This window comes from Pseudomonas sp. P9_35 (assembly GCF_034008205.1).
In the GTDB taxonomy this organism is placed as follows: domain Bacteria; phylum Pseudomonadota; class Gammaproteobacteria; order Pseudomonadales; family Pseudomonadaceae; genus Aquipseudomonas; species Aquipseudomonas kilonensis.
Genome location: NZ_CP125373.1, coordinates 1,895,913 through 1,917,122, shown reverse-complemented (window position 1 = coordinate 1,917,122; position 21,210 = coordinate 1,895,913). Strand labels below are relative to the sequence as shown.

Sequence of the window (21,210 nt, the reverse complement as noted above, 5' to 3'; positions counted from 1 at the left end):
TCGTTATGAGAAATTCTTCTTAGGTTTTGCTCAGGATGTTCTTAGCTGTGTTGTTACAAGGTTGAAACGGTTTTGATCTTTAAAACGTCAACATTTTGGCGACAAGCGAAGCACTACAGACCTCAGGAGATGCACCCCATGCGCGTTCTAACCCCCCTCTGCAGCGCGGTTTTACTGGCCATGGCCTGCTCTTCTCAGGCGCAGGCAATGTCCTTGACCGAGGCGATCCAGAGCACCATTGCCACTCACCCAGAGCTGGCACAACGGGTGGACAGCCGTCTGTCGGCCAATGAAGACGTCAAAGTCGCCCGAGGGGGCTTTTTCCCATCGGTGGATTTGAATGGCGGTTACGGTCGTGGCTATAGCGACAACACCAACACCCGGGCCTTGGGCAATCACCACACCAATATCCTGACCTACACCCAATCGGAGCTGCGCCTGCGGCAGATGATCTTCGACGGGTTCAACACCGCCAATGAAGTGGAGCGCACCCAGGGCGTGGTCAACTCCCGGGCCTATTACGCCCAGGGCACCGCCCAGGATCTGGCGCTGCGCACCATCGAGGTCTACCTGGAAGTGCTCAAGCGCCGCGAGTTGGTGACCCTGGCCAAGAACAACCTGCAAGCGCACATGCGGGTCAACGACCAGATCGGCCTGCGCACCGAACGTGGGGTGGGCAGCAACGCCGACTCCGACCAGTCCAACGCCCGTCGGGCCCTGGCGGAAAACAACTACGACACCGCCCAGGTCGACCTGGCCGACGCCGAGGCGAACTTCTACAGCGTGGTCGGACGCATGCCCGATGAACTGGAAGCGCCGCCCTCGACCAAAGGCGAACTCCCTGCCGACCTGCGCGAAGCCCAGCAAAGCATGGTGGATAACAACCCCTACCTGAAATCGGCCCAGGCCGACATACAGTCCGCCGAGAGCCAGTACGAAGTGGCGAAGTCGCCGTTCTACCCGCGCTTCGACGCCGAGGCGGCGGTGGGCGCCAATAACAACATCGGTGGCGAAGAAGGCCACGACAACAACTGGCGGGTCGGCGTGGTGATGAACTACAACCTGTTCCGCGGTGGCAGCGACAAGGCGCGGCTGGCATCCAACGCCCACCAGATCAACCAGGCCATGGACATCCGCAACAATGCCCTGCGCCAGCTCAACGAAGACACGCGCCTGGCCTGGAACGCGATGCTCAACGCCCGCAAACAGACCCCCACCGCCCGCGAATATGCCGACACCACCGCCCGCGTGCGCGCCGCGTACCAGGATCAGTTCGGTCTCGGCCAGCGCACCCTGCTCGACCTGCTCGACAGTGAAAACGAGCTGTACAACGCCAACCGTCGCTACACCGAGGTGCGTTACACCGAGGAGTACTCGATGTACCGGGTGCTGGCGAACATGGGCCTGCTGTTGCACAAACAACGGATCGTGCTGCCGGCCGATACGGTCGCGCAGACCGAAGTCAAGAACCAGGCTCGGCTGCCGGAACTGAAGTAGCCCCCTCGAAAAAATATGGGAGCAACCGACGTGACCAGCATGGAACCCGCAACCCCGAGCGCTGACCCGCGCCTGAACTTCGATGATCCTTTGCTGGACGGTCTGTTGATCCTCTGCAAACTCCATGGTGCGACGGTCAGTCGCGCCAGCCTCAGCGCCGGGCTTCCTATGGCGCACCAACGCTTGAGCCTGGACCTGCTGCCGCGCGCAGCGGCCCGGGCAAGCTTGCAGGCGCGGCTGTTGCGTCGTGAGCTGGCAGATATTTCACCCCTGAACCTGCCGGTGATGTTGATCCTGGCGGGGGGCCGCTGTGCGGTCTTGCGACGCTGGGGCGAGGACGGCAAGGCGCTGATCCTGCCCAGCGAAGCCGACGGCGGCGAACAGTGGGTCAGTCGCGAGGAACTGACCCTCGACTACAGCGGCCAGGCCTTGTTCGCCCGGCCGCGCCATGAACTCGAAGACCTGCGCTCGCCCCTGGTGCCGCGGGTCGAGGCGTGGTTTCGCGACACCTTGAAACTGTCGCGCTGGCTGTACAGCGACGCAATCCTGGCGAGTTTCCTGATCAACCTGCTAGGCCTGATGGTGCCGCTGTTCGTCATGCAGACCTACGACCGCGTGGTGCCGAACCAGGCCACGTCGACCTTGTGGGTGCTGGCCGTGGGGCTGTTGATCGGCACCGGTTTCGAACTGGTGTTGCGGGTGGTGCGCGCCCATCTGCTGGACACCGCCGGCAAGAAAACCGACGTGATTCTCTCCGCCACCCTGTTCGAGCGCATCACCGGCATGGCGATGAAGGCCAAGCCAGTGACCATCGGCGGCTTCGCCCAGAGCATCCACGACTTCCAGGGGCTGCGCGAATTCCTCACGGCGGTGACCCTCACCAGCCTGATCGACCTGCCCTTCGCCCTGCTGATGCTGGTGGTGATCGGCCTGTTGGGGGGCTGGCTGGTGGTGATTCCAGTGGTGGCGTTTCCAATCACCATTGTCTTCGCGATGATCATCCAGGTGCGCCTGCGCGACACCGTGCAAAAAAGCCTGGCCCTGGGCGCCCAGCGCCAGGCACTGCTGATCGAAACCCTCGGCGGCCTGGAAACCCTCAAGGCCTGCAGCGCCGAGAGCGAGCGCCAGCATCAGTGGGAAAGCACCCACGGCGCCCTCACCCGCCTGGACAGCCACGCGCGCAACCTCTCGGCACTGGCGACCAACGGCACCTTGTTCCTGCAACAACTGGCCGGCATGGCGACCATCGTCGCCGGGGTCTACAGCATCATCGCCGGCAACCTCAGCGTCGGCGCGCTGGTGGCGACCTACATGCTCGGCAGCCGGGTGCTCGCCCCGCTCGGGCAGATCGCCGGGCTGATCACCCGTTACCAGCAAGCCCAGCTCACCATGCGCAGCACCGATGCCCTGATGGCCTTGCCGCAGGAACGCGATGCCAAACAACGGCCGCTGGATCGCACCCAATTGCAGGGCGCGCTGGACGTCAACGGCGTGACCTTCCACTACAACGGCCAGAGCACCCCAGCGCTGGCGAACATCAGCTTCAGCCTCAAACCCGGTGAACGGGTCGGGATCATCGGCCGCAGTGGCTCGGGCAAGAGCACCCTGGCGCGCCTGGTGATGGGTTTCTATGCGCCGGAGGAAGGCCAGTTGCTGCTCGACGGCCTGGACCTGCGGCAACTGGACGTCGCCGACCTGCGCCAACAGATCGGCTACGTCGCCCATGACCTGCCGCTGCTGGCCGGTAGCCTGCGGGACAATCTCACCTTGGGCGCCCGCTACATCAGCGACGCGCGCATGCTGGAAGTGGCAGAACTGACCGGTGTCACCGAACTGGCGCGCCAACATCCCCAAGGCTTCGACCGCCCCGTGGGTGAGCGCGGGCAACTGCTCTCCGGCGGCCAACGCCAGGCCGTGCTGCTGGCCCGGGCCTTGCTGCTCGACCCGCCGATCCTGTTGCTGGACGAACCCACCAGCGCCATGGACAACAGCAGCGAAGACGTCTTGCGCCAAAAGCTGCACACCCATGTACAGGGCAAGACCGTGCTGCTGGTCACCCACCGCACCTCGATGCTGAGCCTGGTGGACCGCCTGGTGGTGTTGGATAACGGTCGGATTGTGGCGGATGGGCCGAAGGAAGCGGTGATCGATGCGCTGCGCAAGGGGCGTGTGGGCTCTGCGGCGGTATAGCTGCCAACACATCCCCCTGTTTGGTTCGGGGACATAGTTAACACTTGTGGCGAGGGAGCTTGCTCCCGCTCGGCGGCGCAGCCGTCGTAAAACCTGCCCGCGCGATCTACCTGTTACACCGAGGTGAATGGTTTTTGGGGCTGCTTCGCAACCCAGCGGGAGCAAGCTCCCTCGCCACAAAAGCAGTGTTCTGCCTCATTGCAATAATCGTGTTTGGCTTTATTTTCTCTCACTGACGGGTACCGCCCCATGTCTGCTCAAACACCGGATTCAGCCGCCCGAAGCTACTTCGGCAGTTTCAGCAAAAGCGCCGAAAGCGAGTTCATGCCGGAAACCGCCGGCGCCACGCTGCAGGATTCGCCCCGCCGCTCGCGGGTGACCGTGTGGCTGGCCGCCGGATTGATCATCACGGGGCTGGTCTGGGCGAAATTCGCGGTGTTGCAGGAAGTCACCACCGGCGAAGGCAAGGCGATTCCGTCGAGCAAGATCCAGGTGATCCAGAACCTGGAGGGCGGCATCGTCACTGAGATATTCGTCCGTGAAGGCCAGATGGTGAACAAGGGCGACACCCTGCTGCGCCTGGACGACACGCGCTTCCTGTCGAACAAGGGCGAAAGCGAGGCCGACCGCTATGCCTTGACCGCTCAGGTCGAGCGCCTGTCGGCCGAGGCCGAGGGCCGGCCATTCAATCTTTCGGCCGAGGTGATCGCCAAGGCCCCGCAAGTGGCCGAGGATGAGCGCTCACTGTACGAACAACGGCAACGGCGCCTGGCCAGCGAACAACGCACCCTGACCGAACAGCTGCGGCAGAAGACCCAGGAACTGGCGGAGTTTCGCTCCAAGCAAGGCCAGTTCAGCTCGGCCCTGGCCTTGCTGCAAGAAGAAATGAACATGTCCGCCCCGCTGGTGCGCACCGGGGCGGTATCACCGGTGGAGATCCTGCGGCTCAAACGCAGCGCGGTGGAAATCCGCGGTTCGCTCAACGCCACCACCCTGGCCATTCCCCGGGCCGAATCGGCGATCAACGAGATCAAGAGCAAGATCGACGAATCGGAACAGACCTTTCGCTCCGAGGCAGCCAAGGACCTCAACGAGAAACGCACCGAACTGTCGAAAATCACCGCCTCGAGCATCGCCATCGACGACCGCGTGACCCGCACCACCGTAGTCTCGCCGGTGCATGGGGTGATCAAGCAACTGAAGGTCAACACCATCGGCGGTGTAGTGCAGCCGGGCAACGACATGGTGGAAATCGTGCCCCTGGAAGACAACCTGCTGATCGAAGCCAAGGTCCGCCCCCAGGACGTGGCGTTCCTGCACCCGGGCCAGAAAGCCATGGTCAAGTTCAGCGCCTACGACTACACGATCTATGGCGGGCTGAGCGCCAAGCTCGAACTGATCGGCGCCGACACCATTACCGACGACAAGGGCAACAGCTTCTACCTGATCCAGGTGCGCACCGACAAAAACCACCTGGGCGGAGATGCCAAGCCCTTGCTGATCATTCCGGGGATGGTGGCGACGGTGGACATCATCACCGGGGAGAAAAGTGTCCTGGATTACTTGCTCAAGCCGGTATTGAAGGCGCGGACCGAGGCGATGCGTGAGCGCTGATCCGAATTTACCCCGACCCCGTGGCGAGGGAGCTTGCTCCCGCTGGGCTATGTAGGAGCTGGCGAAGCCTGCGATCTTTTGATCTTGATCTTTCGCTTGAGACTCAACTGTCTGGGACAAGATCGCAGCCTCGTTGCACTCGACAGCTCCTACTCAGCTCCTACACAGCTCCTACAGCCGAGCGGGAGCAAGCTCCCTCGCCACAGGGGTCTCTATACCCCTCCATGGTTCTTCTGGTAAGTCTCCTCCCCCATCGCCGCAATCTGCCCCTCGATCAACGCCTCGAACGGCCTCAGCAACAGCTCAAAGCTCGCCGGCGCCTCAAGCACCTGCAACGCCTGGACAATCGCCTCCACCGTCGACAACGCCCCCGGCCCCGGTGCCTTGCGCAAACGATAACGAGACACCCCGCCCTCGGCCAATGTCACCCTCGGCAGCGCCGCCAGCAGCGGGTTGAGGTGCAGCAGCTTGCGCGCCTTGCGCCAGGTGCCGTCGGGCACGACCAGTAGCAACGGCTCATCGGAGGGCGCATAGGCTTGCAGCGGCTGTGCATCGTCAGCGGGAAACAACAACCGCACCTGATAACCCGGTTGATTGAGCAGCCTGGGCAAATCCTCGAACACCTCGCCCACGATCAGTTCAGCGTTGTTAAGCCCCAACGCCGCCAAGCGGGCGGTGTTCAAGGCGTGGTTCACTTCGCTGGGGTGCTGCAACAGCAAGACGCGGGTGCGGCTGTCGAGGCTGGGGATCAACGGGCACAGGCAGTGGCTTTGCGGTCGTTGGCAACGCGGGCATTGAGTTCTAGACATGGTCAGGCCTGATTCAGTTGAGCTTTGAGCAAATCGCGGAAGGTCTGGATCAGCGGCTCGCGGCTGCGACCACGGCGCACGATCATCGAAAACGGCGCCTGATAGCCAAAGGTCGCCGGCAGCAGCACACGCAAGTCGCCCTTGTCGACCCACGCCTGGGCGTAGTGTTCAGGCAGGTAACCGACGTAGGCGCCGGACAACACCAGGATCAACTGCGCCTCCATGCTCTCCACCGTCGCCGCGCTGTGCTTGAAGCCATGGCGAGCCAGTTCGGCCTGGCTCCAGTAACCGCGCCCGACCATGCGCTGCTGGGTGATGACCTGCTCGGGAATGCGCCGCTCGTTGAACAGCGGGTGACGGTTGCTGCAATACAACCAGTGCTGCTCACGGTACAGCGGCATGTAGACCAGCCCGCTCATGCGCGTGGAAAACGCACCGATGGCCAGGTCCAGGCGGTTGTCCTGCACGCCGAGTTGCAGCTCGTAAGGGCTCATGACGGACAGGTGCAAATGCACCGCCGGATGCTCCTGGCTGTAGGCACCGATGGCTTCGGCGAACGGCAAGGCCTTGTCGCTGACCGTAGAGTCGATCACCCCCAGGTTCAAAGTGCCGCGCAGCTCACCCTTGAGCGCGGCGGCGTACTGCTCGAACCCTTCGAGCTCGCCCAACAGGCGCAAGGTTTCCTGATGGAACAACTCGCCCTTGCTGGTCAGGCTGAACCCACCCCGGCCGCGATGACACAGCACCAGGCCCAGGGCCGACTCAAGCTGACTCATGTAGGTGCTGATGGCCGACGTGGAAAGGTTGAGCTCGTGCTGGGCATTGGCGAACCCCTGGTGCCGGACCACGCTGACGAAAATGCGCAGCAGTTTCAGGTCGGGTAGAGCGTTGGCCATGGGGTGTCTCCGGATCACACATAGACAGGACTTGTCGCGCTTTTGTGGCGAGGGAGCTTGCTCCCGCTCGGCTCTGTAGGAGCTGGCGAAGCCTGCGATCTTTTGATCTTGATCTTTCGCTTGAGACTCAACTGTCTGGGACAAGATCGCAGCCTCGTTGCACTCGACAGCTCCTACACAGCTCCTACAGCCCAGCGGGAGCAAGCTCCCTCGCCACAGGGGGCATCATTTGCCTCAGGACTGCGCTGATGCGGAGTCTATCGCCCCACCCGCCATTAGTTTAGAAAAATCTGAACTAAGTATTTGCCACCAGCGATTCTTCCCATCCCACGCTTTTCGCAGAATCGGCCCCTGATAAATAAAACAACGATGAGGCCCTACCCGTGGACAAGATTCTTCACCAACCACTGGGCGGCAACGAAATGCCGCGCTTCGGCGGCATCGCCACCATGATGCGACTCCCCCATTTGCAAACCGCTGCCGGCCTGGACGCTGCGTTCGTCGGCGTGCCGCTGGACATCGGCACCTCCCTGCGCGCCGGCACCCGTTTCGGGCCGCGGGAAATCCGCGCCGAATCCGTGATGATCCGCCCCTACAACATGGCCACTGGCGCCGCGCCGTTCGACTCGCTGTCGGTGGCCGACATCGGCGACGTGCCGATCAACACCTTCAACCTGCTGGACGCGGTGCGGATCATCGAGGAGTCGTACCACAAGATCCTCGAACACAACGTCATCCCCCTGACCCTGGGCGGCGATCACACCATCACCCTGCCGATCCTGCGGGCCATCCACAAGAAACACGGCAAGGTCGGCCTGGTGCACATCGACGCCCACGCCGATGTGAACGACCACATGTTCGGCGAGAAGATCGCCCACGGCACCACCTTCCGCCGCGCCGTGGAAGAAGGTCTGCTCGATTGCGACCGCGTGGTGCAGATCGGCCTGCGGGCCCAGGGCTACACCGCCGATGATTTCAACTGGAGCCGCAACCAGGGTTTCCGCGTGGTCCAGGCCGAAGAGTGCTGGCACAAATCCCTCGCCCCGCTGATGGCCGAAGTGCGTGAGAAAGTCGGCGGCGGCCCGGTGTACCTGAGCTTTGACATCGACGGTATCGACCCGGCCTGGGCCCCTGGCACCGGCACTCCGGAAATCGGCGGCCTGACCACCATCCAGGCGATCGAAATCGTCCGTGGCTGCCAGGGCCTCGACCTGGTCGGTTGCGATCTGGTAGAAGTCTCGCCGCCGTACGACACCACCGGCAACACCTCGCTGCTGGGCGCCAACCTGCTGTACGAGATGCTCTGCGTATTGCCCGGCGTGGTTCATCGCTGAGGTGCGGTCATGAATGATCGAGATCAGGTTCTCAAGGCCGCCGCCGAATTGGTGTCGGCCTTCGCCCGCAATGAGCGCGACGCCTACTTCGGCGCATTCACGGCCGATGCGAGTTTCGTGTTCTACACCCTCGAACAGCCCCTGCTGTCACGCGATGCCTACCTGGCGTTGTGGGATCGCTGGCGGTCCGAGGATGGCTTCGAGGTGCTCAATTGCACCTCGAGCAACGCCTTCGTCAGCCTGCAAGGGGACGTGGCGATTTTCATCCATGACGTGGCCACCGAGCTGCGCATGCTAGGGGAGCTGCACTTTAGCCAGGAGCGCGAAACCATTGTGTTTCGCCAAGAACAACAAGGCCTATGGCTGGCCTGTCACGAACATTTGTCCGCAATGCCGGAAGGGCTGCCATCCCCTTAGCAACAGGCGACATTCACATTCGATGAATGCGCCTCGATGATCGGAGCAGATCATGCATAACAATAACGATAAAAGCCTTACGCACATTGAAACCAACGGGGTCGAACAGATCCCGGACCACGAACGCACCGCCGGCCCGGGCGACCTGTTTCGCCTGATCTTCGGCGGCGCCAACACCTTCGCCACCGCCGTGCTCGGCAGTTTCCCAGTGCTGTTCGGCCTGTCATTCCAGGCCGGGGTCTGGGCCATTGTGCTGGGTGTCCTGGTCGGTTCGATCATCCTCGCGCCCATGGGCCTGTTCGGCCCGCTCAATGGCACCAACAACGCGGTTTCTTCCGGTGCGCACTTCGGCGTGCACGGGCGAATCGTCGGCTCGTTCCTTTCGTTGCTGACCGCCATCGCGTTCTTCTCGCTGTCGGTGTGGAGTTCCGGGGACGCGTTGATCGGCGGCGCCAAGCGGCTGATCGGCGTGCCAGAGACCGACCTGAGCCTGGGCCTGGCCTACGGCCTGTTCGCCCTGCTGGTATTGACGGTATGCATCTACGGCTTTCGCTTCATGCTGTGGGTCAACCGCATCGCCGTATGGGCCGCAAGCCTGCTGTTTTTGCTGGGCATCCTGGCCTTCGCACCGACCTTCGACAGCCAGTTCGCCGGCACCGTCAGTCTCGGCCAGCCGGGCTTCTGGGCGGCGTTCATCGGCGCGGCGCTGGTGGCCATGAGCAACCCGATTTCCTTCGGTGCGTTCCTGGGTGACTGGTCGCGCTACATCCCCCGCAACACGCCCAAGCGCCGCATCATGCTGGCCGTGATCGCTGCGCAGCTGGCGACGTTGATCCCGTTCCTGTTCGGCCTCGCCACCGCCACCATCGTGGCGATCAAGGCGCCGGACTACATCGCGGCCAACAACTACGTGGGCGGGCTGCTGGCGGTTTCGCCGAGCTGGTTCTTCCTGCCGGTGTGCCTGATCGCGGTGATCGGCGGCATGTCCACCGGCACCACGTCGCTGTATGGCACCGGCCTGGACATGTCCAGCGTGTTTCCACGGGTACTGTCGCGGGTCAAGGCAACGCTGCTGATCGGCGTGCTGTCGATTGCGTTCATCTTCATCGGGCGCTTCGCGGCGAACCTGGTACAGAGCGTCTCGACCTTCGCCGTGCTGATCATCACCTGCACCACGCCGTGGATGGTGATCATGATCATCGGCCTGTTGGTGCGCCGCGGCTTCTACTGCCCGGATGATCTGCAAGTGTTCACCCGCGGCGAAACCGGCGGGCGCTACTGGTTCAGCCACGGCTGGAACTGGCGCGGCCTGGGGGCATGGATCCCCAGCGCGCTGGTGGGGTTGTGCTTCGTCAACCTGCCGGGGCAGTTCGTCGGGCCGCTGGGGGAACTGGCCGGCGGGATCGACATCAGCCTGCCGGTGACCCTGGGCCTGGCCTCGGTGGTGTACCTGGTGTTGCTGGGGCTGTTTCCGGAACCCGCGGCGGTGTATGGGCCGCAGGATCCGCGGAGCAAGGACGCTTCGGTGCCCAACGATAAACCAGCCCTCAGGCAAACCGCCTGACCTGAGCCAACGAATACCTGTGGCCAGAGATTGCTCCCGCTGGGCTGCGCCCGTAGGAGCTGTCGAGTGCAACGAGGCTGCGATCTTTCCCCAGACACTTGAATCTCAAGCGAAAGATCAAAAGATCGCAGGCTTCGCCAGCCCCTACAGAGCCCTGCGGGAGCAATCTCTGGCCACAACAGCATTCGCACTGAGGCTGCAGTGCCAGGGACAGCATCGCCTCGCCCCACATAAAAAAGACAATCGGAGACACGCCACCATGGCTTTGGACTTAATCGTCGTTCTTCTCTACGCCACTGGCATGATCGCCCTCGGCTGGTACGGCATGCGCCGCGCTAAAACCCGTGACGACTACCTGGTCGCCGGGCGCAATCTCGGCCCGGGCTTTTACCTGGGCACCATGGCCGCCACCGTGCTGGGCGGCGCGTCCACCATTGGCACCGTGCGCCTGGGCTACGTCTACGGTATTTCCGGATTCTGGCTGTGCGGCGCCATCGGCCTGGGCATCGTCGGCCTCAGCCTGTTCCTCGCCAAGCCGTTACTCAAGCTCAAGATCTACACCGTGACCCAGGTGCTGGAGCGCCGCTACAACCCGGCCGCGCGCCAGGCCAGTGCGCTGATCATGCTGGTTTACGCACTGATGATCGGCGCCACCTCGACCATCGCCATCGGCACCGTGATGCAGGTGCTGTTCGGCTTGCCATTCTGGGTGTCGATCCTGGTGGGCGGCGGCGTGGTGGTGTTGTATTCCACCATCGGCGGCATGTGGTCGCTGACCCTCACCGACATCGTGCAATTTCTGATCATGACCGTTGGCCTGGTGTTCCTTTTGATGCCGATGTCCATCGTCGATGCCGGCGGCTGGAATGCGATGGTGGCGGCTTTGCCGGCCAGCTATTTCGATTTCACCGCGATTGGCTGGGACACCATCCTCACCTACTTCCTGATCTACTTCTTCGGCATCTTCATCGGCCAGGACATCTGGCAGCGGGTGTTCACCGCTCGCAGCGAAGGCGTGGCCAAAGTGGCCGGCACCGCCGCCGGCCTGTACTGCGTGCTGTACGGCCTGGCCGGTGCGTTGATCGGCATGGCGGCCAAGGTCTTGCTGCCGGACCTGGAAAACGTCAACAACGCCTTCGCCAGCATCGTCCAGACCAGCCTGCCCAACGGCATTCGTGGATTGGTGATCGCCGCCGCCCTGGCAGCCTTGATGTCCACCGCCGCAGCGGGCCTGCTCGCGGCGTCCACCACGGTGGTCCAGGACTTGCTGCCCCGTCTGCGCCAGGGCCGTGAAAGCGGCAGTGGCGACGTCCACGAAAACCGCATCGCGACCCTGCTGATGGGGGCGGTGGTGTTGGTGATCGCCCTGGTGGTCAGCGACGTCATCAGCGCCCTGACCCTGGCCTACAACCTGTTGGTGGGCGGCATGCTGATCCCGCTGATCGGCGCCATCTACTGGAAACGCGCCACCACCGCCGGCGCGATCACCAGCATGTCGCTGGGCTTCCTGACCGCGCTGTTCTTCATGCTCAAGGATGGCCTGGACGCCAACACGCCGATCTACTACAGCCTGAGCGTGGCGCTGGTGAGTTTTGTGCTGGTGAGCTTGTTGTCGCCACGGCCGAATGTGGTGGCCAAGGCGGTTTGACCGATAACCCTGGGCAATGAGATCCCTGTGGGAGCGAGCCTGCTCGCGATGACGGCGGTACATTCAACATGAATGCATGCCGGTCCACCGCTATCGCGAGCAAGCTCGCTCCCACAGATTCAGTCTTCAGAAATAAAAAGATCGCAGTTGCGGGCCATCTCGACTGAAATGGTCCGCAACTGCGATCTCTCCAAATCCTGGTGGGTTTACCGGCGGCGCGGTTGGCGGCGGCGTTGCTCGTCATCGGTGCGGATCGGTACCGGTTGCATCGGTGGCTCGATCAGGCCAAGCGCGACACCCAGGTCGTGAAGCCAATTCTGGATTTTCTCTTTCATCGTGGTGCCCCCTCAGGGTGGTACGAGCGGCAAATTACTGTGGCCCCTTCGCACTGATAATAGTCCGATGTTCTACGCAATGCTCGTCTCAGTTTGCAATGATCTGTTACTGAATTGATCCAAATCCACCTCCCGGAGTTCAAGCCGATTGCGCCGTCGTCATGGGCGCTCGCGGCCAGGCCTGTTGTTGCAATTCAATCCAAGCGTTGAGGTTGGCCCCGACCATGCCTTTGCGCCACATCAGCCAGGTCGTGGCGCTGGCAAACGGCTCGGCCAGCGGATGCACCGTCACCCGCTCGCGGCCCGGCAGGCTGGCCAGCATCGACTCGGACATCAACGCCACCCCGGACCCGGCGATCACACACGCCAGCATCCCTTGGTAAGACTCGATTTCCATCGCCCGGCCCATGGTCGCGTGGTCATGGGCAAACCAGGCCTCCAAGCGCATCCGGTAGGAGCAACCACGCCGAAACGTGAACACCGCGCGGCCCTGCACATCCAGCGCACTGCGTACCGGCGCATGATCGGCCTCGGTTATCAGCACCAACCGCTCGTCGCACAACGGCACGCCATCGAGCCCCGCCAGCTCCAGCGGGCCATCCACCAACGCCGCGTCGAGACGATTGGTGAGCAGGCCCTCGAGCAATTCGCCACTCGGCCCGGACTGCACTTGCAGGTTCACCGCCGGATACGCCCGGTGATAAGCCGCCAGCAAGTCCGGCAGATGCGTCGCCGCCGTGCTGTACATCGTGCCCAGCAGGAAGTCCCCGGCCGGCTGGCCGCCCTGCACCGCCGCATGGGCTTCGTCGTGCAAGGCGAACAGCTTGGCCGCATAGTCCAGCAGGACTTTTCCTGCCGGTGACAACTGCAAACGCTGACGCTCGCGCAGGAAAAGGTCCACGCCCAGTTGCTCTTCAAGCTGCTTGAGCCGGGTCGAAAGGTTCGACGGCACCCGGTGCAGGCGCTCGGCGGCCCGGGTGATGGAACCTTCCTCGGCCACGGCCTGGAAAATCCGTAATTGGCTGAACTCCACGACATTCTCCAAAAAAGAACAAGTTACTCACTATTATTCATTTTTAATGAAAGTCAATCAGTCCTAGCCTGACGGTCATTCGCCTCGACACTGGAGAACGACCATGTCACCTCTTATTCGCCTGCTCGGCAGTTTCATCGCGCTGATGATGGCCATGGGCATTGGCCGCTTCGCCCTTACGCCCCAGTTACCTCATTTGATCGGCGAAGGTCAGCTCGACTTGACCGCCGCCGGTCTGATTGCCGCGGCCAACTACCTGGGTTATTTCCTCGGCGCGCTGGATGCCATGTTCGCCCGCCGTCCGGAACAGGTGCGGCGACGGTTGCTCGGCGGCCTGTGGCTGTGTGTATTGCTGACCTTGGCCTCGTTCTGGGCCTGGGGTTTCTGGCCACACCTGGCATTGCGCTTTGGCACCGGCGTGGCGAGTGCCTGGGTGCTGGTGATGATCACCGCCCTGAGCCAGCCCTTGGCAGCGGCGGCGGGACGGCCACGGCTCGGCGCGCTGGTGTTTGCCGGCCCGGGTCTGGGAATTTTCCTGACCGGCCTGCTCGCTTTGGGCTTGAACCTGCTGGGCCAGACCTCCGCGACCCTATGGCTGGTATATGCCGGCGTGGCGTTGGCGATGTTGCTGGTGATCTTGCCGATCCTGCCGCAGCCGGCCGTCGCAACACCTGTCGCCGGGTCGGCCAGCCCTGCGCCGAACGCCGGCATCGCTCGACTGGGCGTGGTGTACGCGCTGTATGGCGTGGGCTACATCATTCCAGCCACGTTCCTGTCGCAAATGGCCTCGGCGCAGTTCCACGGACAATGGCTGGCCGACCTGTTCTGGCCCTGCTTCGGCCTGGCCGCCGCCACCGGTGTGTTGCTGGTCAGCCTGCGTCGCCCCAACCCGAACACCACCGGTCGCTGGCTGATCGGTACGCTCTGGCTGCAAGCCGCTGGGGTGTTTGCCTGCCTGTTGGGCAGCGGACCGGGCCTGGCATTGGGCGTGATTCTGTGTGGCACGCCGTTCCTGGCCTGCATGCAGCTGGTGATGCTGCGCTCCCGGGAACTGGCGCCCCACGCCACCCAGCGCAATGCGGGCCTGTTGACCGCCTGTTTTGCCGTGGGCCAGCTGAGCGGGCCACTGTTGGCGGCGCTGAGCAGCCATTTCAGCGGCGGCCTGCAACCGGCGCTGATCATCGCCGGCAGCGGTCTGCTGCTGGCCGGAGGCCTGCTGCTGCGGCCCACCAGCCAGGCCGTGGCAAGGCCGTGCGCCCAGACCGCCCTGCGTTGATCAGGCCTGGCCGGCCGGGCTGAACGACTTGTTCAACTGCGCGGCCGGCTCACGTCGCGCCAAGGCGAAATACAACACCCCACCGAGGAAGCAACCGGTGAACCAGGCAAAGTTGGCCATCGGTTGCAGCAGCGGCGTGAAGGTGATCGCCACCCCCATCAGCGTCGCCGGAATCAACGCCTTGACTGCGGTCCAGTTGATGCCGCCACTGTAGTAATAACGCCCGCTCGGCCCGTCGTTGAACAGCGCATCCACGTCGATCTGCTGCTTTTTGATCAGGTAGTAATCCACCAGCAGGATCCCGAACAGCGGCCCGATAAACGCCGCCAACACGTCCAGGGTGTAGTGGATCACTTCAGGGTTATTGAACAGGTTCCACGGTGTGATGAAAATCGAGGCCACCGCCGCGATCATGCCGCCGGCGCGCCAGCTGATCTTGCTGGGCGCGACGTTGGCGAAGTCGAACGCCGGGGAGACGAAGTTGGCGACAATGTTGATGCCGATGGTGGCGGTCACAAAGGCAAAGGCGCCCAGCAAGACGGCCACACTGTTGTCGATGCGCGCCACGGTGGCGATCGGGTCATGAAGCATTTCGCCGAACACCGGCAAGGTCCCGGAAACAATCACCACGGTGACCAGGGAGAACGCCAGGAAATTCACCGGCAGTCCCCAGAAATTGCCCCGGCGCACGTCAGACATGCTCCGGCAGTAACGGCTGAAATCGCCGAAGTTCAGGGTCGGACCGGAAAAGTACGACACCACCAGCGCCGTCGCCACGATCACCTGGCCGAACGCCTGCCAACCGGACAAGGATTTTTCCGCCAGGGTGAAGCTGATATTGCTCCAACCGGCCTTCCACACGATCCAACCGGCCAACAGGAACATCACCGCATAGACCACCGGCCCGGCCCAGTCGATGAAACGACGGATCGATTCCATACCGGTCCAGAACACCAGCGCCTGAACGAACCACAAGCTGAGGAAACCGAACCAACCCAGGTAGGACAAGCCGGCAAAATGCGGCGTCGCGTAGGCTTCCATCGAAGGAAAAAACCGTAGCACCACGATGATCAGCGCGCTGGAGGCCAGGTACGTCTGAATGCCGTACCAGGCCACGGCGATCAAGCCACGGATGACAGCGGGGATATTCGCCCCGAACACGCCGAACGCCAGCCGACAGATCACCGGATACGGCACCGCCGCCTGCTGGCTCGGCCTGGCGACCAGATTGGCGATCAACTGCACGATGCAGATCCCGCCGAGCAAGGCAATCAACACCTGCCAACTCGCCAACCCCAGCGCGAACAGACTGGCGGCAAACACATAGCCACCCACGCTGTGCACATCGCTCATCCAGAAGGCGAAGATGTTGTACCAATTCCATTTCTGCGGCAGCGGGCCCAAGTCCTCGTTATAGAGGCGGGGGCTGTAGCCGTTGGGCAATTGCTCGGACATTGCGGGGCTCCTTTGAGTACCGCCGTGCCCCCGCATCGACCTGCTCACCATACTGCGCACGGGAGCCGGCATGGTTTGTATACGCGTTGCTACGCAGAATGCGTGCCATAGCGGCGAAATATGAGACAAACCGGGGTGTGCAGCGGCGGTTAAAGCCGGGCAAGAGCAGGCATGCGCCCACGAACAGGGCGCGGGTGCATGCTAAAGGTGCAGGGTTTTGTATACAGAGAGGATCAACCTGTGGCGAGGGAGCTTGCTCCCGCTGGGCTGCGAAGCAGCCCAAAACCAGGAGTGTTCAGTCAATCAGACACTCCGAGGTGGCAGGCTCGGGGGCCGCTTCGCGCCCCAGCGGGAGCAAGCTCCCTCGCCACAGGACCACAGGATTCTGTGGTCAATCAGCTCAATTCAATGCGATCGGCATGAATGACAATCTGCCCATTCTTGTACAGCGCACCAATGGCTTTCTTGAAGTTGCCCTTGCTCACGCCAAACAGGCTGCTGATCAGCACCGGGTCGCTCTTGTCGCTGACCGGCAACGTGCCGTTGTTTTCACGCAACTTGGCGAGGATCTTGGCGTTCAGGCTGGTGGAGGCTTCCTGGCCCACGGGCTGCAGGCTCAGGCTGATCTTGCCGTCCGGGCGGATTTCCTTGATGAAGCCTTTTTCCTGTTTGCCGGCGCGCATGAACTTGAAGATTTCGTTCTTGTGGATCAGGCCCCAGTGCTTGTTGTTGATGATCGCCTTGAACCCCATGTCGGTAGCTTCGGCGACCAGCAAATCCACTTCCTGGCCCGGCGTGTAGTTGGCCGGGGTCTTGTCCAGATAACGATCCAGACGCGCCGTGGCAGTGATGCGGCGGGTGTGCTTGTCGAGGTAGACGTGCACTACGCAGTATTCGCCGGCGGTCATCTGGCGCTTTTCTTCGGAGTACGGCAGCAACAGATCCTTGGGCAGGCCCCAGTCCAGGAACACGCCGATGCTGTTGACTTCAGCCACTTTCAGGCTGGCAAACTCACCCACCTGAACTTTGGGTTTTTCCGTGGTGGCGATCAGTTTGTCGTCGCTGTCCAGATAAATAAAAACATTGAGCCAGTCTTCATCTTCACTGGGAATATCCTTGGGGATATAACGGTTGGGCAGCAGGATTTCGCCGTCCGCACCGCCGTCCAGATATAAACCGAAGTTAGTGTGTTTAACCACTTGCAAACTGTTGTAGCGCCCGACTAAAGCCATTTCCAATACCCTCATTGCGTGGGCGGCATTCTACCCGGTTTTGCGGCGCGATTCGTGGCCGCCGGCAAGGTTTGCCAGCAAGGTCCTGCACAACCGTTGATTTTCCTGGGCTTTCGCCCCAGGCGCGGCCATTCGTCAGGCAGGCGACGCTGCCTACAGCTCGCTGTCAACGCCGTAACTCACCCACGGTTGTTATTTAAAACAGAGGCTTAGGGCGATAATTGCAGGATAATCGCTCATTATTCCCATCACGATAGCGATAATTCAGAAGGATATTTGCCAAGCAATTGTCAAGTATTTCCTGTACGATGCCTGGCCCAATTAATTATCTACAGGTTAATGGCCGTCATGCGCGTAAAAGCATCCAACAGCAAAGCAAAGCCAGCTCCAGCCGTTGAAACCAGCGAGTCGATCAACGACCAGATCGCTGCGTTCCTCAAGTCCGGCGGCGAGATCCAGCAAATTGCCAAAGGCGTCAGCGGCCAGACATTCGGCCCGTCCAAGCAGATCAGCCTGGGCAAGAAGTAACCTGCGCGTCACCTGGTCCCAAAGCGCTTTGAGCTTCGAAGCGCTTGGACTGGAACCCTCCCCCGCCCCACCCATTTCCCATCAATCGACGAACGGCCTTCGCAGCCGAGCATTCGCCGGTATGCTTTCACCTCTCTAGCTCAAGCGTTTCAGCTTTTTGACCGATCCTGCTTCTCGCTTTCATGGAGTGAAGCATGCGTATCCCTATTGTTCTGCTGATGATCAGCCTGATGACCTGTTCCCTCGCTCAGGGGCAGGTGTTCCAGCGCGAGCTCGGCGACTTCGACCTCAAGCTTGGTACCACGCCCAGCCGTAGCATGGCCGAGGGCCTGGTCACGCCGTCGAGCAGCGGTTCGTTCCACGGTGGCCTGGACCTGAGCCACGACAGCGGCTGGTACGTCGGCCAGTGGTCACACAGCGCCGGCCTGACACCTTCCGCCGACCTTGAAGTCGATTCCTACATGGGCTTTAAACAACCCTTCGACCAGACCCTGGGCTACGAAGTCGGCCTGATCCACTACAGCTACCCCACGGTCGATACCCTCGACAGCCAAGAGTTCTACGGCGGCCTGACCGTGCTTGGCAGCCGCTTCGGCGCAGCCCTGAGCAACGACCCGGACAAACAGAACAGCACGCTGTTTGCCGACCTGGGCGGCAACATACCGTTCGGCATTGGCATCAGCGCCAAATACACCACCCACCAGCTCAACACACCGGTCTCGGTCGAGAACGGTTATGTCGGCAGTTTCAGCGACTGGTCATTGAAAATTTCCCGCCCGTGGAAGGGCCTCGACCTGGACCTGATCTACAGCGACTCAAGCCTCAGCGGCAGCAGTTGCTCGGCATACTCCGGCCACAACAGCGAATGCGACAGCCTGCTGACCCTCAAGATGGCCCACCCTTTTTACTAAGCGTTACGCATTTAATCGGCTGAACTGCCGCGCGTCTGCGATGCTCAAACAAAGCACCTACGCCTTCGCAAGGACTCGCTCATGCCGCGCTGGTTGACCCGCACTGCCATGTTCATCGCCCTGCTGCTGACGCTCACCGCCTGCAGCCGCATCGGCCTGGCCTACCGCAACCTCGACCTGATCATCCCCTGGACCCTCAACGATTACCTGGACATCAGAGGCGAGCAAAAAGACTGGTTCAACGAACGCCTCAAGGACCACCTGACCTGGCATTGCACCACCCAATTGCCCGGCTACCTCGACTGGCTGGATCGCCTCAAGACCATGGTGCAAACCGACCAGGTAACCGACGAAGCCCTGCAGCAGCGCACCCGGGAAGCCAAGGCCGCCATCGCCGAAACCGCCCGGGCAATCACCCCTTCGGCCATCGAACTGCTGCAAGGCCTGAACGACGACCAAGTCGATGACATGGACGCCGCCTTCGTCAAGGACCAGCGCAAACGCCAGCAGCAATACCTCAAGCCAACGCTGCAGGAACAGATCCAGGAACGTAGCGAACGCATGGAAAAGCGCCTGAACGACTGGCTCGGCCCGCTCAACGACGCCCAACGCCAAAGGGTGGCGGCCTGGTCCACCGCCCTGGGGGACCAGAACCAGCAATGGATCGCCAACCGCGCCCACTGGCAAAACCAGTTCAGCGAAGCCGTCGCCCAACGCCACAGCCCCGACTTCCCGAAACGCATCGAGCAACTGCTGGTCAACCGCGAAAGCCTCTGGACCCCTGCCTACCGCGAGGCCTTCAGCAAAACCGAAGCCCAGGCCCGCAGCCTGCTGGTGGACCTAATGGCCGAAAGCACCCCGCCCCAGCGCGAACAGCTGCTGAAGAAGATCGACGGGGTAAAAAAGGATTTCACTGACTTGAAGTGCCTGAAAGCAACACGCTCCTAAAACCAGCACACATCCCCTGTGGGAGCGAGCTTGCTCGCGATAGCGGTTGAACAGGCAACACACCTGTTGAATGTCAGACCGCTATCGCGAGCAAGCTCGCTCCCACAGGATTCAGTGCAGGCCTGTCAGGCAATCTGCGCCTTCGAAGCCAACTCATCAAACGTAAACTCATCCAGCGCATCGTCCTGCTCATCCAGCACCTGGCGCGGATGATCGTTACCCGGAATGCTGCTATCGATCAGGCTCAACAACCGCGAGCCACGCGGCGTCAGCACAAAATTCTCACCGTTGCCGCCCTCTTCCTCCGGCCGCGGCTCGATATAGCCACGGTCCAGCAGCAACTTCTCGTACTCCCCGGCAACCGCTTTCAGATGATCGAGGTTCTCGATCGCCTCGCCTTCAGCCGCTTTCGCCGCCGCGTATTCCTCCGCGTAAGCCCGAGGAGCAAAGCTGTGGCCGGCGCCGTTCTGCACTTCGTGCAACAACCGTTCGATCAAGTCCCAGTTATAAGTCGTCATCCTGGTCCATCCTCCAAAGAGTGAGATGCCTACCTAGGTTGTGACCGAGGCGCCACGCCACCGTTCAGCCGGGTTGGCGGACGGGCCATCCCACCAGCCGACCAACGGCTTGTCGAATTTATCCAAGGCCGAACGACCAATGAGTGAAACGCCGACTTGAGCAACTGCCTACAGGAGAAATCACCATGAACGTAGAGAATCATCCAGTCGTCTCGCGGGAAGAATGGCTCGCCGCCCGCCGCCAACACCTGGCCCACGAAAAGGCCTTCACTCGCGAACGAGACAAACTCAGCGCCGAACGTCGCGCCCTGCCCTGGGTCAAAATCGACAAACCCTACCGCTTCCAAGGCCCCCACGGCGAACTGAGCCTGGCCGACCTGTTCGGCGGCCGCAGCCAACTGATCATCTACCACTTCATGTTCGGCCCCGGCTGGACAGAAGGCTGCCAGGGCTGCTCCTTCCTGTCCGACCACATCGACGGCGCCAACCAACACCTGGCCCACCACGACGTGGCCGTGGTCGCCGTCTCCCGCGCGCCCTTCGCCGAATTCCAACCCTTCAAGCGCCGCATGGGCTGGGCCTTCGATTGGGTCTCATCCGAAGGCTGCGACTTCAACTACGACTTCGGCGTCAGCTTCAAAGCCCAAGACACCGCCGCCGGAAAAGCCACCTACAACTACGAAAAAACCGACACCACCGAAGGCGAACTCCCCGGCCTGAGCGTCTTCTATCGCAACGAAGCCGGCGACATCTTCCACACCTACTCCACCTACGCCCGCGGCCTCGACATCCTGGTCGGCACCTACAACTACCTCGACCTGACGCCCAAGGGCCGCAACGAAGACGAAATCATGGACTGGGTGCGGCATCACGATAAATACCAAGAGGCCAAGCCCCACAACTGCTGCCACAGCTGATACGCCAACCCGCCCAGTCGAGCGCGATCCCCGTGGCGAGGGAGCTTGCTCCCGCTCGACTGCGCAGCAGTCGCCTGCGTTGCCTGAA

At 62.0% G+C, this 21,210-nt stretch carries 19 protein-coding genes; 12 read left to right on the top strand and 7 right to left on the bottom strand.

The genetic code is table 11. The features are described from left to right. The first annotated feature begins 138 nt into the window (after positions 1-138). From QMK47_RS08580 to QMK47_RS08570, 3 genes are all read left to right on the top strand, one after another. Positions 139-1,497 (top strand): TolC family outer membrane protein, encoded by a 1,359-nt coding sequence (locus tag QMK47_RS08580; protein ID WP_214512017.1) that lies wholly within the window; start codon positions 139-141, stop codon positions 1,495-1,497. A 30-nt stretch (positions 1,498-1,527) separates the two neighbouring features. Beyond that, positions 1,528-3,687: a type I secretion system permease/ATPase gene (locus QMK47_RS08575; RefSeq protein ID WP_253472344.1), complete on the top strand. Its 2,160-nt coding sequence runs from the start codon at positions 1,528-1,530 to the stop codon at positions 3,685-3,687. A gap of 249 nt (positions 3,688-3,936) precedes the next feature. Continuing rightward, complete coding sequence (locus QMK47_RS08570) at positions 3,937-5,301, top strand: HlyD family type I secretion periplasmic adaptor subunit (RefSeq protein ID WP_253472342.1); 1,365 nt, start codon at positions 3,937-3,939, stop codon at positions 5,299-5,301. A gap of 212 nt (positions 5,302-5,513) precedes the next feature. On the opposite strand, the gene QMK47_RS08565 is transcribed toward QMK47_RS08570, so the two are convergent. Together QMK47_RS08565 and QMK47_RS08560 are read right to left on the bottom strand one after the other, a co-directional pair. Then, on the bottom strand, positions 5,514-6,110 hold the full coding sequence (locus QMK47_RS08565) for a tRNA-uridine aminocarboxypropyltransferase (RefSeq protein WP_258690567.1): 597 nt from the start codon (positions 6,108-6,110) through the stop codon (positions 5,514-5,516). A gap of 2 nt (positions 6,111-6,112) precedes the next feature. Further along, complete coding sequence (locus QMK47_RS08560; RefSeq protein ID WP_003184133.1) at positions 6,113-7,006, bottom strand: LysR family transcriptional regulator; 894 nt, start codon at positions 7,004-7,006, stop codon at positions 6,113-6,115. Positions 7,007-7,389: 383 nt separating this feature from the next. On the opposite strand from QMK47_RS08560, the gene speB reads away from it, so the two are divergent. From speB to QMK47_RS08540, 4 genes are all read left to right on the top strand, one after another. After that, complete coding sequence (speB, locus tag QMK47_RS08555; protein ID WP_003198979.1) at positions 7,390-8,340, top strand: agmatinase; 951 nt, start codon at positions 7,390-7,392, stop codon at positions 8,338-8,340. 9 nt (positions 8,341-8,349) lie between these two features. Then, entirely contained in the window at positions 8,350-8,757 is a 408-nt protein-coding gene (locus QMK47_RS08550) for a YybH family protein (protein WP_253472338.1), read from the top strand. A gap of 49 nt (positions 8,758-8,806) precedes the next feature. Beyond that, the gene (locus QMK47_RS08545; RefSeq protein WP_320390514.1) at positions 8,807-10,321 is read left to right on the top strand and encodes a cytosine permease; all 1,515 of its coding nucleotides are present in this window, start codon (positions 8,807-8,809) and stop codon (positions 10,319-10,321) included. A 259-nt stretch (positions 10,322-10,580) separates the two neighbouring features. Continuing rightward, positions 10,581-11,969, top strand: a complete 1,389-nt coding sequence (locus QMK47_RS08540) for a sodium:solute symporter (protein ID WP_320390047.1) — start codon at positions 10,581-10,583, stop codon at positions 11,967-11,969. 206 nt (positions 11,970-12,175) lie between these two features. On the opposite strand, the gene QMK47_RS08535 is transcribed toward QMK47_RS08540, so the two are convergent. Both QMK47_RS08535 and ptrR read right to left on the bottom strand, forming a co-directional pair. Further along, positions 12,176-12,304 carry a PA1414 family protein gene (locus QMK47_RS08535; RefSeq protein ID WP_003198971.1) on the bottom strand — a complete coding sequence of 43 codons (129 nt, stop codon included), beginning with the start codon at positions 12,302-12,304 and terminating at the stop codon, positions 12,176-12,178. A 139-nt stretch (positions 12,305-12,443) separates the two neighbouring features. Beyond that, a complete protein-coding gene (gene ptrR / locus QMK47_RS08530) occupies positions 12,444-13,337 on the bottom strand; it encodes a putrescine utilization regulator PtrR (RefSeq protein WP_253472334.1) in 894 nt (297 codons plus the stop codon). Positions 13,338-13,440: 103 nt separating this feature from the next. Here ptrR and QMK47_RS08525 point away from each other — a divergent pair, with 103 nt between their 5' ends. Further along, the gene (locus QMK47_RS08525; RefSeq protein ID WP_258690565.1) at positions 13,441-14,613 is read left to right on the top strand and encodes an MFS transporter; all 1,173 of its coding nucleotides are present in this window, start codon (positions 13,441-13,443) and stop codon (positions 14,611-14,613) included. On the opposite strand, the gene QMK47_RS08520 is transcribed toward QMK47_RS08525, so the two are convergent. Beyond that, positions 14,614-16,068, bottom strand: a complete 1,455-nt coding sequence (locus tag QMK47_RS08520; protein WP_253472330.1) for an NCS1 family nucleobase:cation symporter-1 — start codon at positions 16,066-16,068, stop codon at positions 14,614-14,616. A gap of 395 nt (positions 16,069-16,463) precedes the next feature. Next, positions 16,464-17,300 (bottom strand): S1 RNA-binding domain-containing protein, encoded by an 837-nt coding sequence (locus QMK47_RS08515; protein WP_253472329.1) that lies wholly within the window; start codon positions 17,298-17,300, stop codon positions 16,464-16,466. Positions 17,301-17,639: 339 nt separating this feature from the next. On the opposite strand from QMK47_RS08515, the gene QMK47_RS08510 reads away from it, so the two are divergent. From QMK47_RS08510 to QMK47_RS08500, 3 genes are all read left to right on the top strand, one after another. Then, entirely contained in the window at positions 17,640-17,828 is a 189-nt protein-coding gene (locus QMK47_RS08510; protein WP_018607615.1) for a hypothetical protein, read from the top strand. A 194-nt stretch (positions 17,829-18,022) separates the two neighbouring features. Further along, a complete protein-coding gene (locus tag QMK47_RS08505) occupies positions 18,023-18,739 on the top strand; it encodes a TorF family putative porin (protein WP_320390046.1) in 717 nt (238 codons plus the stop codon). 81 nt (positions 18,740-18,820) lie between these two features. Next, positions 18,821-19,687, top strand: a complete 867-nt coding sequence (locus QMK47_RS08500; RefSeq protein ID WP_320390045.1) for a DUF6279 family lipoprotein — start codon at positions 18,821-18,823, stop codon at positions 19,685-19,687. Positions 19,688-19,812: 125 nt separating this feature from the next. Here QMK47_RS08500 and QMK47_RS08495 read toward each other — a convergent pair whose 3' ends face one another. Next, positions 19,813-20,205, bottom strand: coding sequence for a transcriptional regulator (locus QMK47_RS08495; RefSeq protein ID WP_214512029.1), 393 nt, complete (start codon positions 20,203-20,205; stop codon positions 19,813-19,815). A 185-nt stretch (positions 20,206-20,390) separates the two neighbouring features. Between QMK47_RS08495 and QMK47_RS08490 the strand changes: the two genes are divergently transcribed. Continuing rightward, positions 20,391-21,122 (top strand): DUF899 domain-containing protein, encoded by a 732-nt coding sequence (locus QMK47_RS08490; RefSeq protein WP_253472324.1) that lies wholly within the window; start codon positions 20,391-20,393, stop codon positions 21,120-21,122. Positions 21,123-21,210: the final 88 nt, after the last annotated feature.